Raw genomic sequence first — 15,621 nt, 5'->3', positions numbered from 1 at the left:
GAGTGGCGGGCATGACCACCAGTGCGACCCGCGGCAGCGTCGCGCTCGTCACCCTCGGGTGCACCCGCAACGAGGTCGACTCCGAGGAGCTCGCCGGGCGGCTGGCCGCCGACGGCTGGACCCTCGTCGACGACGCGGCCGAGGCCGACGTCGCCCTCGTCAACACCTGCGGCTTCGTCGAGCAGGCCAAGAAGGACTCCATCGACACCCTCCTCGAGGCCGCCGACCTCAAGGAGACCGGCCGCACCCGGGCCGTCGTCGCCGTCGGCTGCCTCGCCGAGCGTTACGGGAAGACCCTCGCCGACGAGCTCCCGGATGCCGACGCCGTGCTGGGCTTCGACTCCTACGCCGACATGTCCTCGCACCTGCGCACGATCCTCGACGGCGGCCGGCCCGAGTCGCACGTCCCCACCGACCGCCGCCGCCTGCTGCCGCTGTCGCCCGTCGCCCGCCCGGCCGCCTCCGACGCCGTCGCGCTGCCCGGTCACGGCGCCGAGGTCGTGCGGACCCGGCTCGGGTCGGCCCCCTGGGCCCCGCTGAAGATCGCCAGCGGGTGCGACCGCCGGTGCGCCTTCTGCGCCATCCCGATGTTCCGCGGCTCGTTCGTCTCCCGCCGCCCCACCGACGTGCTCGCCGAGGCGCGCTGGCTCGCGGGCCAGGGCGTGCGCGAGCTGTTCCTCGTCAGCGAGAACTCGACGTCGTACGGCAAGGACCTCGGCGACCTCACGCTCCTCGAGTCGCTGCTCCCCGAGCTGACGGCCATCGAGGGCGTCGAGCGGGTCCGGGTCTCCTACCTCCAGCCCGCCGAGGTGCGCCCCGGGCTGCTCGAGACGATGGCCGCCACGCCGGGCGTCTCGCCCTGGTACGACCTGTCCTTCCAGCACGCCTCGACCCCGCTGCTGCGCCGGATGCGGCGCTTCGGCGGCACCGAGCCGTTCCTCGGCCTGCTCGAGGGCGTCCGCGCGCGCCAGCCGCTGGCCGGCGCCCGCAGCAACGTCATCGTCGGCTTCCCCGGCGAGACCGAGGCCGACGTCGCCGAGCTCGAGCGCTTCCTCACCGCCGCCCGCCTCGACGTCGTCGGCGTGTTCGGCTACTCCGACGAGGACGGCACCGAGGGGGAGGGGCTCGACGGGCACCTGCCTCCCGAGGTCGTCGCCGAGCGCGTCGAGCGGCTCTCGGCCCTCGTCGAGGAGCTCATCGCCCAGCGCGCCCTCGAGCGCGTCGGCGAGCCGGTCACGGTCCTCGTCGAGGAGACCGACGAGGACGACGAGCGCGTCGTCGTCGGGCGGGCCGACCACCAGGGCCCCGACGTCGACGGTGTCTGCCACGTCCGCGTGCCCGACGGTCTCGACCCGCCCGCCCCCGGCTCGTTCGTCGACGGCGTGGTCGTCGGCGCCGAGGGGGTCGACCTGCTCGTGGAGCCGCGATGAGCGACCCCACCACCCCGCGCCCGCCGCGGCCGGTGCGTCCCGGCCCGCTCGCCGACGGCCGGATGAGCGACCCGTACCGCGTCGGCATCGACCCGGCGAGCCCGGCCGTGCCCGAGACCGGCCCGAGCGCGTGGAACATCGCCAACTACCTCACCGTGCTGCGCCTCGCCCTCGTGCCGGTGTTCGGCTGGCTGCTGCTCACCCACGGCGGCACGCAGCCCTCGTTCCGCTGGGCGGCCTTCGGCGTCTTCGCCGTGGCGATGGTCACCGATCGCATCGACGGCGACCTGGCCCGCAGCCGCGGCCTGGTCACCAACTTCGGCAAGGTCATCGACCCCATCGCCGACAAGGCGCTCGTGACGATGGCCCTCGTCGGTCTCTCCAGCATCGGCGAGGTGATGTGGTGGGTCACCGTCGTCGTCCTCGTGCGCGAGTGGGGCATCACGGCCGTGCGCTTCTGGGTGATCCGGCACGGCGTGATGGCCGCGAACCGCGGCGGCAAGGTCAAGACCCTGCTCCAGGCCTTCGGCATCGGGTTCTTCCTCTGGCCGCGCTCGACCCTCCCGGTGCCCGGGTTCTGGGACGCGCTCGCCTGGACCCTGCTCGGGGCGGCCGTCCTCGTCACCGTCGTCACCGGCGTCGACTACCTCGTCCAGGCGCTGCGCCTGCGGCAGACGAGCGAGCGGGCGCTGCGCAAGCGGGCCGAGCGCGCCGCCCGGCGGGCGGACCGGACCACACCGTGAGCGAGGCGTCCGCCACCGGGCTGGTCCGCCTGCTCACCGAGCGCGGGCTCACGGTGGCGACCGCCGAGTCGCTGACCGGCGGGCTGGTCTGCGCGGCGCTCACCGACGTCCCGGGGGCCTCGGCCGTCGTGCGTGGGGGAGTGGTGTCGTACGCGACCGACGTCAAGGCCTCCGTGCTCGGGGTCGACGCCGGCCTGCTCGAGCGCCGGGGTGCCGTCGACCCCGATGTGGCGGTCGCGATGGCCGAGGGGGCCCGCCGGGTGCTCCGGGCCGACCTCGCGGTGTCGACGACGGGCGTGGCGGGCCCGGACCCGGCCGACGGTCAGCCGGTCGGGACGGTGTTCGTCGGGGTGGCCGGTCCGGGTGGAACAGTGGTCGAGCAGCACGCGTTGAGCGGAGACCGGGCCGCCGTGCGGCGGGCCACCGTGGCCGCCGCCCTCGACCTGCTGCACCGGACCGCACGAAACCTCCGCGCCGACCCGGGGGTGGAGGGGTACGGTTGTCCCACGACCGAGGTGTCGACGAGACGGGAGGAGGCCCCGTGATCCTGCTCCGCCAGGAGATGGGCGAGGTCCTGCGCGAGGTGCGCACGGGCCAGGGCCGCACGCTGCGCGATGTCGCGGCGTCCTCCGCCGTGTCGCTGGGCTACCTCAGCGAGATCGAGCGCGGTGCCAAGGAGGCCTCCTCCGAGCTGCTCGGCTCCGTGTGCGACGGCCTCGGCATGACCCTCTCCGAGCTCCTCGGCATGGTCGCCCAGCGGGTCGAGCGCGTCGAGACCCTCACCGCCCCGGTCACCCTCCGCGTCGGAGCGGCCCGCGCCGCCGACGAGGTCTCCGCCTCCGCGGCCTGACCCACGCCGTCGCACGACCCCCGCACCACCCCTGCTCGCTCCGCGCTGCCCGCAGTCCGGGCTCAGGCGCGACCGCGGCGGTACTTCCCGCGCGGTGCGCTGCCGGCCGGCCCGCTGCCGAGTGGGCGCTGCGGCCGGCCGTCGTCGGTCGGCGCGAGACCGCCCTGGCAGGACGGGCACGAGAAGATCGTCCGCTCGCGCGGCGGCGCCCCGGCCATCGCCACGCGCACCGTGCTGCCGCAGCGCCGGCACGGCCGCCCGGACCTGGCGTGGACGTAGGACTCCTCGCCGGCCCGCTGGATGCCGGTGCTGCCCTGCCACCCGGTGCGCTCGGCGGCCGCCATCAGCCGGTGCAGGCGGGCCAGCAGCCGGTCGAGACGCTCGGGGTCGACCTCGCGGGCGGGCGTCCACGGGTGCAGCCGCTCGATGAAGAGGAGCTCGCTGCCCCAGAAGGTGCCGACCCCGGCGAGGGTGCGCTGGTCGAGCAGCGCCTCGACGACGGTCGCGGGGTGGGCGAGCACGGCGTCGCGGGCCCGCTCGGGGTCCCAGTCGGGTCCGAGGACGTCGGGCCCCAGGTGCCCGACGAGGTCGCCCTCGCGGGCGGTCGGGACGAGGTCGAGCATCCCGAGGCGCAGGCCGAACCCCGACCACTCGTCGGTGAGCACCGCCGCCCGCAGGTCCTGGCGGCGCAGGACGCGTTCGGTGCGCGGGCCGGGGTGCTCGACGCGCCACTGGCCCTCCATCCGCAGGTGCGTGTGGAGGGTCGCGCCGGTGTCGAAGCGGTGGAGCAGGTGCTTGCCGCGGGCCACCACCTCGAGGGTCGTCGAGCCGCTCAGGTCGACGTCGGGCACCGACGGCCAGCGCAGCTCGGCGTGCGTGACGACCCGTCCGGCGAGGGCTGCGTGCAGCCGGGTGGCCGTGCGGTGCACGGTGTCACCCTCGGGCACGGCGCCCCTCCTCGAGGTCGGCGAGGGCCGCGAGGCTCTCACGCGCCCAGTCGCGCTGCGCCCGGGCCAGGTGCTCGCCGAAGGAGAGGGTCATCGTCCGGAAGGGCTGGCCGGGGTCGTCGTCGGACGGCTCGGCGCGGATCGCCGAGTACTGCTCCAGGGCGGCGACCGAGCCCTCCTCGACCTCGGTGAGCAGCTCGTGCGCGCGACCCGGGGGCAGGTGCTCGCCGAAGAAGAGGCGCAGCAGGAGGGCGTTGCGCCGCGGGGCGCTCGGGTGGGGCTCGGCGAGCAGCTCGCGCAGCCGGACCCGGCCGGCGTCGGTGATCTCGACGACCGAGCCCGAGGTGCGCCCCCCTCCCCGCCGCCGGACGAGGCCGTCCGCCTCCAGTCCCGCGAGGGTGGGGTAGATCTGCCCGAAGCTCTCCTGCCAGAAGTGGCCGAGGGTGCCGGTGATGGCGGCACGCACCTCGTACCCCGTCATCGCACCGGTGGACAGGGCGCCCAGGACGGCGAGCTCGGTCTGCGAACGTCTGGCCATCGCCTCATCCTATCTGCTAGAAACATATCTATGAGACATGTTCGGGATGGCCGGTCCGTCGAGGACACGGCGCTGGCGCTGCTCCTCGGGGGCCTCGCAACCTTCCAGGCAGCACTCGCGGTGGGGGCGCCGTGGGGTGAGCTGGCGTGGGGCGGAGCGCATCCCGGGGTGGTCCCGGACGCGCTGCGGGCGGCCTCGGCGGTGTCGGGCCTGGCGTGGGGCGCGGCGGCCGTGGCCGTGGCGACCGACCGCCCCCACACCCCGGGCGCGCGACGCCGGCTGCTCCGCGGCGTGGCCGTGGTGTCCGGCGTGGGGACGCTGGTCAACCTCGCCTCGCCGAGCCTGCCCGAGCGACTGCTCTGGGTGCCGGTGGCGGCCGGCACCTGCGTGCTGGCCTGGCGGGTGGCCGGGCGGGCGGGTGGGGTCACCGCCGCATCCGCAGCCCGCGCGGGGTGAGGTGGAAGCCGGCGGCCTCGAGCGCGGCGACGACGGGGTGGTCGGACCCGAGCAGCTGCCCACCGTCGGCCTTCTCGACGGTGATCCGGCCGAGGTGCCCCCGGCGCACGGCGTCGGCCAGGGCCGCCGCCGCGACGGAGAGCAGGTCGGCGTCGTCGGTGTAGGTGAGGAGGGTCTTGCCGCCCCGCTCGACGTAGAGGGCGAGCACGCCGTCGACAACGGCGACGACCGACCCGGCCTTGCGTCCCGGCTGGTGCCGCCGGCGCTTGTCCTCCGGGGCGTCGCCGGCCGACGGCTCGACGGCGCGGTCGGGCCAGGGCAGGGCCGCGCCGTAGGGGTTGGCGGGGTCGCTCGCGGCGAGCACGACGGCCACCGGTTCGGTGCGCCGGTCGCCTCCGGTGCCGGCCCGCAGGCGGTCGACGGCCCCCGAGGTACCGAACTGCGAGGCGCCGAGCCCCTCGACGAAGTAGCCACGCCGCACGCGACCGCTCTCCTCGGCCTTGCCGAGCACGCGGTAGACCCCGGCGAAGCCGCCCGGCACCTCCTCGGCGGCGACGGCCCCGCGCGTGACGATGCCGTAGCGGTCGAGGAGCAGCTCGGCGGTGGCCAGCGCCCGCAGGGTGGGGTCGTGCTCGGCGGGGGCAGCAGCGACCAGCGACCGGTGGCCCGCGCCGGACCGGAGCGCGCAGGCAGCGCCGGCCGTGAGGGTGCCGACCCGAGCGCGCCGAGCGGGCCGCGCCGCGACCCGTACCGGGTGCGCCGGGGACCCGGGGTCGAGCGCTTGTGCGCCGTGCGACCACCGGCGAGCAGGGCCCGCACGGGGGCGAAGGTGTCGCCGGTGACCCGGCCGGCCCAGACGAGGTCCCAGAGGGTCGTCGCGAGCTCCTCGTCGTCGGTGCTGCCGACCTGGTCGGACAGGGAGCGGAAGAAGTGGGCCCCGCCGCCGGCCAGCGCGTCGAGGAGGGCGATGCCCCGCTCGTCCGGGACCCGCTCGGGGTCCGGCCCGGGCAGCGTGAGGTGGGCGGAGTCGGCGAGGTGCAGCGAGACCCAGCCGTCGTCGCCGGGCAGCGACCCGTGGCCGCACCAGAGCACCTCGCCGCTGGCCATCAGCTCGTCGAGGAGGGCGGGGGAGTAGTCGGCCACTCGGGCGGGCAGCACGAGGGACTCGACGGCGCTGGCCGGCAGCACGGCGCCGCTCAGCTGCTCGACGACCCGCACGACGCCGTCGCGCCCGCGCAGCCGGCCGCCGACGCCCTGCCACTCGAGGACGAACCGCGCGAAGGCGTCGGGGACCACCGGCTCGACCTCGGCCCGCAGCGCAGCGAGCGAGCGCCGGCGGAGCATCCGCAGCACCTCGGCGTCGCAGAACTCCGTGGACCCGCCGCCGGTGGGCAGCAGCTCGCCCTCGACGACCCGGCCGGAGGAGACCAGCCGGGCCAGCGCACCGGCGGCCACGGCGACCCCGATGCCGTACGCGCGCGCCACCTCCGCAGCGTGGAACGGCACGTGGGTGCGGGCGTAGCGGGCGACGAGGTCACCGAGCGGGTCGGCGACGGGGTCGAGGAAGGTCTGCGGCACACCGGGCGGCAGGGAGGCGCCCAGGGCGTCGCGCAGCCGGGAGGCGTCCTCGATGGCGGCCCAGCGCGCCTCGCCCGCGACCCGGACCGGGATGACCTGGCGCGCCGACCCCAGCGACTCCAGCCAGCCCTCGACATCGTCACCGGTGACCCCCTCGCGGCAGCGCTGGAGCACGCCGTCGACGGGGAGGGGGCCGAGCACGCGCAGCAGGTCGAGGACGTCGTCGGCGTCGCGCGCAGCCCGCTCGGGGGTGAGGCGCTGCAGCTCGGCCTCGGTGCGGGCGACCTGCTCGGCGTCGAGGAGGTCGCGCAGGGCCAGCCCCTCGGACCCCCCGAGCAGCTCGGCGAGCAGGCTGGGGTCGAGGGCCAGCGCGGCCGCGCGACGCTCGGCGAGCGGGCTGTCGCCCTCGTAGAGGAACTGGGCGACGTAGCCGAACAGCAGCGACTTCGCGAACGGCGAGGGCGTGCTCGACTCGACGTCGACGACGGTGACCGTGCGACCCGCGATGTCGCGCATCAGGTCGACGAGCCCCGGCACGTCGAAGACGTCCTGCACGCACTCGCGGACGGCCTCGAGGACGATGGGGAAGGTGGGGAAGCGGCTGGCGACCTCGAGCAGCTGGGAGGCGCGCTGGCGCTGCTGCCACAGCGGCTGGCGGCGGTCGGGGCGTCGACGGGGCAGCAGCAGGGCCCGGGCGGCGCACTCGCGGAACCGGCTCGCGAACAGCGCCGAGCCGCCGATCTCGTCGGTGACCAGGCCCCGGACGTCGTCGGGGTCGAGGGTCACGAGGTCGAGCAGCTCGCGGCCGACGCTCCGCCGGTCGATGCCGTCGACGTCGTCCCACTCGAGGTCGGGGAGGCGCAGGACGATGCCGTCGTCACCGTGCATCGCCTGAACGTCGACGCCGAAGCGGTCGCGCATCCGGGCCGAGAGGGCCAGCGCCCACGGGGCGTGCACCTGGGCACCGAAGGGGGAGTGGACCGCGATCCGCCAGTCGCCCAGCTCGTCGCGGAAGCGCTCGACGACGACGGTGCGGTCGTCCGGGACGTGCCCGGTGGCCTCGCGCTGCTCGCGCAGGTAGGTGAGCAGGTTGTCGGCGGCCCACTCGTCGAGCCCGGCGGCCATGACCCGCTCGCGGGCGGCCGCGGGGGAGAGGGCGTCGACCTCGCGGACGAACGCGCCGACCGCCTTCCCCAGCTCGGCGGGGCGCCCGAGGCTGTCGCCCTTCCAGAACGGCAACCGCCCGGGCAGCCCGGGGGCGGGGGTGACGAGCACGCGGTCGTGGGTGATGTCCTCGATGCGCCACGTGCTGGTGCCGAGCGTGAACAGGTCGCCGACCCGCGACTCGTAGACCATCTCCTCGTCGAGCTCGCCGACCCGGCGGCCGGGGCCCTCGCCGGTGGCGAGGAAGACGGCGTAGAGCCCGCGGTCGGGGATGGTGCCGCCGGAGGTGACGGCCAGCCGCTGGGCGCCGCGCCGGCCGGTGAGGGTGTCGGACAACCGGTCCCAGGTGATGCGGGCGCGCAGCTCGGCGAAGTCCTCGCTGGGGTACTTGCCGGCGAGCATGTCGAGGACGGACTCGAGCACGGGCCGGGTGAGGGTGTTGTAGGGCGCCGCGCGCCGGGCCAGGGCGAGCACCTCCTCGACCGTCCACTCGTCGAGCGCGCACATCGCGACGACCTGCTGGGCCAGCACGTCGAGGGGCGTGGACGGCACGTGGAGCGCCTCGATCTCGCCGGCCAGCATCCGCTCGACGACGACGGCGGTCTGCACGAGGTCGCCGCGGAACTTCGGGAAGAGGACGCCGCGCGAGACCGCCCCGACCTGGTGCCCGGCGCGCCCGACCCGCTGGAGCCCGGACGCGACCGAGGGCGGTGACTCGACCTGGACGACGAGGTCGACGGCGCCCATGTCGATGCCGAGCTCGAGGCTGCTCGTGGCGACGACGGCCGGCAGCCGCCCGGACTTCAGCTCCTCCTCGATCTGGCCGCGCTGCTCCTTGCTGACCGAGCCGTGGTGCGCGCGCGCCAGCACCGGGGGCGCCCCCGAGGACTGTCCCGACTGCGCCATCACCTGCGCCGGGGTGCCCTTGAGGACCGCCGGGCGGGGTGCGGCGCCGTCGACCGCGACGGACTCGGCACCGTCGGCCGCCTCGACCCGCTCCTCCCAGATCTCGTTGAGCCGGGTGGTCAGCCGCTCGGCGAGCCGCCGGCTGTTGGAGAACACGAGGGTGGAGGTGTGGTCGGCGACGAGGTCGACGATGCGCTCCTCGACGTGCGGCCAGATGCTCGCCCGCTGCTCCTGGCCCGAGGCGGCGCCGGCGAGGTCGCCCGTCGGCTGCCCGAGCTCGGCCATGTCGGGGACCGGGACGACGACCTTGAGGTCCCACTCCTTGGTCGACGGCGGCTGGACGACGTCGACGGGGCGGCCACCGGCGAGGAAGCGGGCGACCTCCTCGACGGGACGGACGGTGGCCGACAGGCCGATCCGCTGCGCCGGGCGGTCGAGGAGGGCATCGAGGCGCTCGAGGGTGAGGGCAAGGTGCGCCCCGCGCTTGGTGCCGGCGATGGCGTGCACCTCGTCGAGGATGACCGTCTCGACGCCGGCCAGCGCCTCGCGAGCGGCGCTCGTCATGAGGAGGAAGAGGGACTCGGGGGTGGTGATGAGGACGTCGGACGGCGCACGCGCGAACAGCCGCCGCTCGTCGGCCGGGGTGTCGCCGGAGCGCACGGCCACGGTGATGTCGGGCTCGGGGGTGCCGAGGCGGGTGGCCGCGTGCCGGATGCCCACGAGCGGGCTGCGCAGGTTGCGCTCGACGTCGACGGCCAGGGCCTTCATCGGGGAGACGTAGAGCACGCGGCAGCGCCTGAGCCGCTCCTCGGGCACCGGTTCGGCGGCCAGCCGGTCGAGGGCCCAGAGGAAGGCCGAGAGCGTCTTGCCGGAGCCGGTGGGCGCGACGACGAGGGCGTGGTGGCCGCTGCTGATGGCCTCCCAGGCGCCGGCCTGGGCCGCGGTGGGTGCGCTGAAGCTCCCCCGGAACCAGGCGGCGGTGGCGGGGGAGAACCGGTCGAGGACGTCGGCATCCATGCTGGTCACACCCTCTCACCCGGCGCCGACACCGGGCAGGGTCCACCGCCCGGCCTCGACGCGGCCGGGCCGCGACACGAACGGACGAGATGTCCCCCAACCCGTGGGATTCCCGGCGCGCGCGCAGTACGCTCCGCTGACCGTCACGATCTGCACTAGGGGACCCATGCGACGTCTCGCCGTCATCCTGCCCGCCGCCGTCGTCCTCGGGGCCGGCCTCGTGGCCGCGCCCGCCGAGGCCGCGACCAACCTGCCCAGTGCGCCGACCACCGCGTACGGCGTCTTCACCGGCCCGGTGCCGGGAGCCGGATGGGGGACGCGCGCGGTCGCCACCGGCAGCCTCAGCGGCAGCTCCGACGGCAGCGGGGGGCTCACGGTGAGCGGCACGACCGCCACCAGCGCCACCATCAGCACGGCCGTCCAGCCGCGCACCGGCAACCCGTTCACGCCGGGCACCTACCCGATCGGCGACACGGCCAGCCCCACCGCCGTGGGCGTCCAGGTCACCGGCGGGGTCCCGTCCGCCTGCTCCTCCGTCAGCGGGAACATCACCGTCCACGCGGTGACGCTCTCCGGGGGCCAGGTCACCTCGTTCGCCGCGTCGGTCAAGGGCAACTGCGGCACCGGCCAGCCGGTCTTCGCCCAGGAGGTCCGCTGGCAGTCCACGGTGCCGATGATCGCCCTCGTCACCCCGGTGAGCACGCCGAAGGCCGAGGTCGTCACCGTCGCGGTCGGGCCGAACGACACCACGTTCGGCACCCCGACCGACACCGGGACCGACGCCAAGGTCGCGGTCACGGGCAACACCTGCACCGGCACCCGACCCGCCAACACCACGTGCACCGTCACCGTGACGGCCACGCCCGACTTCTTCGGGCCCGCGCAGGACGTCATCACGCTGCCGGACGGCGGCGCGGGGCGGGTCATCCCCGTCACCTCGGTCGGCTACGACACCGCGACCGGTGCCTACACCCCGCTCGCGCCCGCGCGCCTGCTCGACACCCGCCGCAAGGTCGGGGTCTCGACGACGACGCCGATCGGTGCGAACAAGTACATCGACCTCCAGGTGGCGGCGCGCGGTGGTGTGCCGTCCTCCGGGGTCGCCTCGGTCGTCCTCAACACCACCGTCGTCTCGCCGACGACGGAGGGCTACGTGACGATGTACCCGACCGGCAGCTCGAAGCCGGTCGCCTCCTCGGTGAACTTCAACAAGGGCTGGACGGGCGCCAACCTGCTCACCGTCAAGGTCGGCACGGGCGGCAAGGTCCGGCTCTACAACTACTCGGGCAACACGCACGTCGTCGTCGACGTCATGGGCTACTACCACTCGAACTCGAGCACGGCCACGACCAAGTACGGCGGCTACGCCGGCCTCGAGCCCACGCGCATCCTCGACACCCGCGACACCAACGACCCGCTGCCGCGTGACTTCTACCTGACGACCGGCGCGGACCTCGGCCCCGAGGCCAACTCGCACGTCAAGGCCTTCGCGGTGAACATCACGGTCACCAAGCCCACGGGCATCGGCTACCTCACCGCCTGGAACGGTGACGAGAACGCGATCCCGAACACCTCGACGCTCAACTTCACGAAGAACCGGACCGTGCCGAACATGGCCGTCGTGCCGACCCTCGCGTGCGGCTCGTTCTGCACCGACCCCGACACCCCGACCATCGGCATCCTCAACACCTCGAGCGGGAGCGCCCACGTGGTCGTCGACCTCGTCGGGGTGTACGACGACAACACGCTCGACGGCTCCTGGCGCTACCGGTCGCTCAACAGCCCGACCCGCATCGTCAACACCAAGACCAAGCAGGGCATCCCCGCCGCGATCGGGGCGAACAAGACCGTCACGGTCTCGACGCCGTCGGCAGTGACCACCTTCAACACGATGTCGCTCGTCACGAACACGACGGCGAACAAGCCGACGATCACCTCGGTGCTCACCCTGTGGAACGCCGACATCGCGCGACCGGGCGTCAGCAACCTCAACCCGTACGCGGGCCAGCTGGTCTCCAACATGACCTTCACCGACCTCGGTGCGGCGTACGACTTCAAGGTCCACAACCTCGCCGGGTCGACGAACCTCGTCATCGACGTCGCCGGGACCATGGAGGCCTACCCCGCGGTGGCCGACCCCGGCACCGGTCTGGCGCTGCGCGAGGACGGCCTCGCGGCGGTCCGCTCGAGCGCGGTCCAGCGGGCCACCGGTGACCGCGGCGCGAAGGCGTCGGTGCTCACCGCGGACCCGGTGAGCACGGCCGCGCGCCACCGCTGAGCCCCGTCGTCCGCCGCCGAGCCCGCACGTCGGGCTCGGCGGCGAGCGCGTCCACCCCCGACCGGGCTGCGAGAGTGTCCCCGTGACGGCGCAGCAGCCCCTGCTCGGGTTCGGCCTGCCCGTGGCCGGCCGCTGGGCGACCCCGGGCGCGCTGGTGCACGTCGCCCGTCGGGCCGAGGCACTGGGCTGGGCCTCGCTCTGGACCTTCCAGCGCACCCTGTGGCCGGCCGACGGCCGGCTGGGGCCCGCGCACCGCAGCGTCCTCGACCCGGTCGTCGCCCTGGCGCTGGCCGCCGGGCACACCGGTCGGGTCGGGCTCGGCACGGCCACGCTCTGCGCGCCCTTCACGGCGCCGGCCCTGATGGCCAAGCAGCTGGCCTCCCTCGACGTCGTGTCCGGGGGCCGGCTGACGGCCGGCGTCGGGATGGGGTGGCTGCCCGAGGAGCACGAGGCCGCCGGCGTCCCGATGGAGCGCCGGGGCGCGCGCTTCGAGGAGTACCTCCGGTGCCTCGTCGCGCTCTGGACCGAGGACCCGGTCGAGTTCGCCGGCGAGTTCTACACGGTGCCGCGCTCGCACCTGGGGCCGCCACCGGTGCAGCGACCGCACCCGCCGATCCTCGTCGGGGCCGCCGCCGAGCCGGCCCTGCGGCGGGCGGGGCGCCTGGCGCAGGGGTGGATCGCGAGCAGCACCCACGACCCGACACGGCTGTCCTCCGACGTCGCCGTCGTGCGGGCCGGGGCGGAGCAGGCCGGCCGCGACCCCGACGCGCTGCGGGTGCTCGTGCGCGTCGTCCCCGACCTGGTGGACACCGACCCCGGCCCCGGGCGGCGCCCCTTCCACGGAACCCGCGAGCAGCTGCTCGACGACGTCGGCGTCCTCGGGGCGCACGGGGCGACGGAGGTGCTGCTCGACCTCAACCTGTCGCCGGCGGTCGGCACCCTCGACGTCGAGGAGCAGGCCGCGCTCGACCGGGCCGAGGCGCTGCTCGAGGCCCTCGCGCCCGGAAGCCCCTGAGCGGCAACGACTCTCAGGCGTCGAGGCGCAGCACGAGCTCGTCGGTGTCGGTGCCGACCCCCGCGGCGAAGCCCCGGTCCTGACCGACGACGACGAAGCCGCAGTGCTCGAGGACCCGGCGCGACCCGGCGTTGTGCGCCGCGACCCGCCCGTACACCGGCCGCTCCGGCTCCTCGGCGAGCAGCAGCCCCAGGGCCTCCGTGGCGATGCCCTCGCCCCACCGCGCGGGGTCGACCCAGTACGTGACCTCGCGCTCGCCCTCGATCGTGAACGCGGCGACGGTGCCGACGAGCACGCCGTCGCGCTCGATGGCCCGGTGCCGGATGCCCTCGCCGGTGCGCACCCGGTGCTGGTGCTCGTCGAAGGCGGCACGGTCGTCGGGGTCGGCGCGCGTGAAGGCGGCCATCCGCACGGCCTCGGGGTCGCGCTGGAACTCGAAGAGTGCGTCGTGGTCGTCGTCGCGGACCGGGCGCAGGGTCGTCGTCATGACCCGAGACCCTAGGCGTGGGGTCCGACGCCCACAGAACGGCTCGCGAGCCGGTCGAGGCCGTCGCGAGCCGGGACGACGCGGCTCGCGACCACCGGGGCGGCTCGCGAGCCGGGTCCGGTCGGCGCTGGCCCCTCAGACCCGGGGCTGCTGCTGGGTGATGCAGTGGATGCCGCCACCGCGGGCGAAGAGCGGGCGGGCGTCGACGCCGACGACCTCGCGCCCGGGGTAGGCGGCCTCGAGCACCCCGAGCGAGTCGGCATCCTGCGGGTCGTCGTAGGTGCAGGCGACGACCCCGTCGTTGACGACGAGGTGGTTGATGTAGGACCAGTCGACCCAGCCGTCGTCGTCCTCGAGGGTCCTCGGGGCCGGGACGCGCACGACCTCCAGCGGCCGGCCGGCGGCGTCGACCGCCGACGACAGCAGCCCCTCGAGCTCGACCGACACCTCGTGGTCGGGGTGTGCGCTGTCGGCCTGCCAGTGCAGCAGCACGACCCCCGGCGCGGCGAAGGTCGCGACGATGTCGACGTGGCCGCGGGTGCCGAACTCGTCGTAGTCGCGGGTCAGGCCGCGGGGCAGCCAGATGCACTGTGTCGCACCGATGGTGCGCGCCATCTCGGCCTCGACGTCGGCGCGGGCGAGCCCGGGGTTGCGGCCCGGGTCGAGCTGCACCGTCTCGGTGAGCAGCACCGTGCCCTCACCGTCGACGTGGATGCCGCCGCCCTCGTTGACGAGGTCGGACCCGATGCGCTCGGCCCCGCCCGCCCGGCGACGAACGTGCCGACCTTCGCGTCCTGCTCCCACGACGCCCACTCCTGCGCGCCCCAGCCGTTGAAGACCCAGTCGACGGCGCCGAGCGCTCCTGCGTCGGACACGACGAAGGTCGGCCCGATGTCGCGCATCCACGCGTCGTCGAGCGGGGCCTCGAGCAGGTCGACCCGGTAGTGCCCGTGCCGTCCCTCGTCGAGCCAGTGCCGGGCCACGGACACGGCGCCCGGGTCGACGACCACCGTCACCGGCTCGAACCGCGACACCGCCAGCGCGACATCGGCCCAGGTGGCGCGTGCCTCGTCGGCGTCGGCCTCGGTGTCGCCCAGCGTGTAGCCGGACGACGGCCAGGCCATCCAGGTGCGCTCGTGCGGCGCCCACTCGGGCGGCATCCGCCAGCCCACGGGTCAGCCCTCCCGGCGGTGCTCGGCGCGCACCGGCTCGGCGAGCGAGGCGTAGGAGTCGGGGCGGCGGGTCGACAGGAACGGGAAGAGGTCGATCCAGTCCTTCCCCTGCGCGAGGTCGAGGTCGGCGACGAGCACGGCCGCCTCGTCGCGCGGCGCCTGCACGAGCACGCGGCCGTAGGGGTCGGCGATGAACGAGCTGCCGTAGAAGGTGATGAGGCCCTCGGTGCCGTACCGGTTGGGCACGACGACGAAGACCCCGTTGGCGATGGCGTGCCCGACGATCGTGTGCTGCCAGAGCGGCTGGGTGTCGAAGTCCGGGTGGTCGGGCTCGGAGCCGATGGCCGTCGGGTAGACGAGCACCTGCGCGCCGGCGAGGCCGTAGGAGCGCGCGACCTCGGGGAACCACTCGTCCCAGCAGGTCGGCAGGCCGACCCGCATCCCGTCGAGGGCGTCGAGCTCGTAGACCGGGTAGGCGTCCTGCGGGGGACCGGCCCGGAAGTACTTGTCCTCGTAGTACCCCGCCGTGACGGGGATGTGGGTCTTGCGGGTGCGACCGACCAGAGTGCCGTCGGGGGCGACGAGCACCGCGGTGTTGAACCCGAGCCCGTCGTCGGAGCCGTCCGGGGCGGGGGCCTTCTCGAAGAGGCTGGCGTGGACGTGGACACCGGCTGCTGCGGCGGCCTCGCGGGCGAAGGCCATCGTCGGGCCGTCGTCGAGGGACTCGGCCGTCGCGTCGGGGCGGCCGGAGGGGAGGGTGGCGGCGGGGTAGCGCGACAGCGTGAGCTCGGGAGGAAGACGACCCGGGCGCCGGCGTCGGCGGCGGTGCGCACGCCGTCGAGGAGGGTGGCGCGCAGGCGGTCGGCGTCCTCGTCCCAGGCGTGCTGCACCAGTCCGACGCGGACCGGGGGAGCGGTGGGCTCGTGGACACGGGCGGGCGACGTGGGGACCCCGTCGGCGGTGAGGAGGCGCATGGCGTCAGTATGCCGCCGGGTCGCGCTCGCGCAGCACCCCGCCGGTCCGGGACGCGCGGGGCGGCG

12 protein-coding genes and 2 pseudogenes are annotated in these 15,621 nt (G+C 75.1%); 7 read left to right on the top strand and 7 right to left on the bottom strand.

Annotated features, from left to right (window positions below; all coding sequences use genetic code 11):
- The first annotated feature begins 11 nt into the window (after positions 1 to 11).
- The 4 genes from G7075_RS08845 to G7075_RS08830 are packed head-to-tail and all read left to right on the top strand — an operon-like array spanning position 12 to position 3,023.
- Positions 12 to 1,430 (top strand): MiaB/RimO family radical SAM methylthiotransferase, encoded by a 1,419-nt coding sequence (locus G7075_RS08845; RefSeq protein WP_166121072.1) that lies wholly within the window; start codon positions 12 to 14, stop codon positions 1,428 to 1,430.
- Positions 1,427 to 2,173 carry a CDP-diacylglycerol--glycerol-3-phosphate 3-phosphatidyltransferase gene (gene pgsA, locus G7075_RS08840; protein ID WP_371814215.1) on the top strand — a complete coding sequence of 249 codons (747 nt, stop codon included), beginning with the start codon at positions 1,427 to 1,429 and terminating at the stop codon, positions 2,171 to 2,173. Before G7075_RS08845 ends, pgsA begins: the two co-directional genes overlap by 4 nt.
- A complete protein-coding gene (locus tag G7075_RS08835) occupies positions 2,170 to 2,718 on the top strand; it encodes a CinA family protein (protein WP_166121070.1) in 549 nt (182 codons plus the stop codon). The genes pgsA and G7075_RS08835 overlap by 4 nt, the downstream gene beginning before the upstream one ends.
- Entirely contained in the window at positions 2,715 to 3,023 is a 309-nt protein-coding gene (locus tag G7075_RS08830) for a helix-turn-helix domain-containing protein (protein ID WP_305849812.1), read from the top strand. Before G7075_RS08835 ends, G7075_RS08830 begins: the two co-directional genes overlap by 4 nt.
- A gap of 62 nt (positions 3,024 to 3,085) precedes the next feature.
- On the opposite strand, the gene G7075_RS08825 is transcribed toward G7075_RS08830, so the two are convergent.
- From G7075_RS08825 to G7075_RS08815, 3 genes are read right to left on the bottom strand one after another with little or no spacing between them, the layout of a single operon-like run.
- Positions 3,086 to 3,970 (bottom strand): Fpg/Nei family DNA glycosylase, encoded by an 885-nt coding sequence (locus G7075_RS08825; protein WP_166121067.1) that lies wholly within the window; start codon positions 3,968 to 3,970, stop codon positions 3,086 to 3,088.
- The gene (locus tag G7075_RS08820) at positions 3,957 to 4,508 is read right to left on the bottom strand and encodes a PadR family transcriptional regulator (protein WP_166121064.1); all 552 of its coding nucleotides are present in this window, start codon (positions 4,506 to 4,508) and stop codon (positions 3,957 to 3,959) included. The genes G7075_RS08825 and G7075_RS08820 overlap by 14 nt, the downstream gene beginning before the upstream one ends.
- A 9-nt stretch (positions 4,509 to 4,517) precedes the next feature.
- On the bottom strand, positions 4,518 to 4,670 hold the full coding sequence (locus tag G7075_RS08815) for a hypothetical protein (RefSeq protein ID WP_166121061.1): 153 nt from the start codon (positions 4,668 to 4,670) through the stop codon (positions 4,518 to 4,520).
- A 6-nt stretch (positions 4,671 to 4,676) separates the two neighbouring features.
- Between G7075_RS08815 and G7075_RS08810 the strand changes: the two genes are divergently transcribed.
- Positions 4,677 to 4,964, top strand: coding sequence for a hypothetical protein (locus tag G7075_RS08810; protein ID WP_166121059.1), 288 nt, complete (start codon positions 4,677 to 4,679; stop codon positions 4,962 to 4,964).
- Here G7075_RS08810 and G7075_RS08805 read toward each other — a convergent pair.
- Positions 4,933 to 9,629, bottom strand: a pseudogene (locus tag G7075_RS08805) (ATP-dependent helicase). The gene G7075_RS08810 and the pseudogene G7075_RS08805 overlap by 32 nt on opposite strands.
- A gap of 166 nt (positions 9,630 to 9,795) precedes the next feature.
- Here G7075_RS08805 and G7075_RS08800 point away from each other — a divergent pair.
- Both G7075_RS08800 and G7075_RS08795 read left to right on the top strand, forming a co-directional pair.
- A complete protein-coding gene (locus tag G7075_RS08800; protein ID WP_166121056.1) occupies positions 9,796 to 11,907 on the top strand; it encodes a hypothetical protein in 2,112 nt (703 codons plus the stop codon).
- 82 nt (positions 11,908 to 11,989) lie between these two features.
- Positions 11,990 to 12,922, top strand: coding sequence for a TIGR03619 family F420-dependent LLM class oxidoreductase (locus G7075_RS08795; protein WP_166121054.1), 933 nt, complete (start codon positions 11,990 to 11,992; stop codon positions 12,920 to 12,922).
- 13 nt (positions 12,923 to 12,935) lie between these two features.
- Here G7075_RS08795 and G7075_RS08790 read toward each other — a convergent pair whose 3' ends face one another.
- From G7075_RS08790 to G7075_RS08780, 3 genes and pseudogenes are all read right to left on the bottom strand, one after another.
- Positions 12,936 to 13,409: a GNAT family N-acetyltransferase gene (locus G7075_RS08790; protein WP_166121051.1), complete on the bottom strand. Its 474-nt coding sequence runs from the start codon at positions 13,407 to 13,409 to the stop codon at positions 12,936 to 12,938.
- Between the two features lie 135 nt (positions 13,410 to 13,544).
- Positions 13,545 to 14,569: pseudogene (locus G7075_RS08785) on the bottom strand (agmatine/peptidylarginine deiminase).
- Between the two features lie 15 nt (positions 14,570 to 14,584).
- A complete protein-coding gene (locus tag G7075_RS08780; RefSeq protein WP_371814214.1) occupies positions 14,585 to 15,283 on the bottom strand; it encodes a nitrilase-related carbon-nitrogen hydrolase in 699 nt (232 codons plus the stop codon).
- Positions 15,284 to 15,621 lie beyond the last annotated feature (338 nt).

It is taken from the genome of Phycicoccus sp. HDW14 (assembly GCF_011383005.1).
Lineage (GTDB): Bacteria > Actinomycetota > Actinomycetes > Actinomycetales > Dermatophilaceae > Phycicoccus.
The sequence above is the reverse complement of the archived record's forward strand: the minus strand, read 5'-3'. Positions and strand labels throughout refer to the sequence as shown.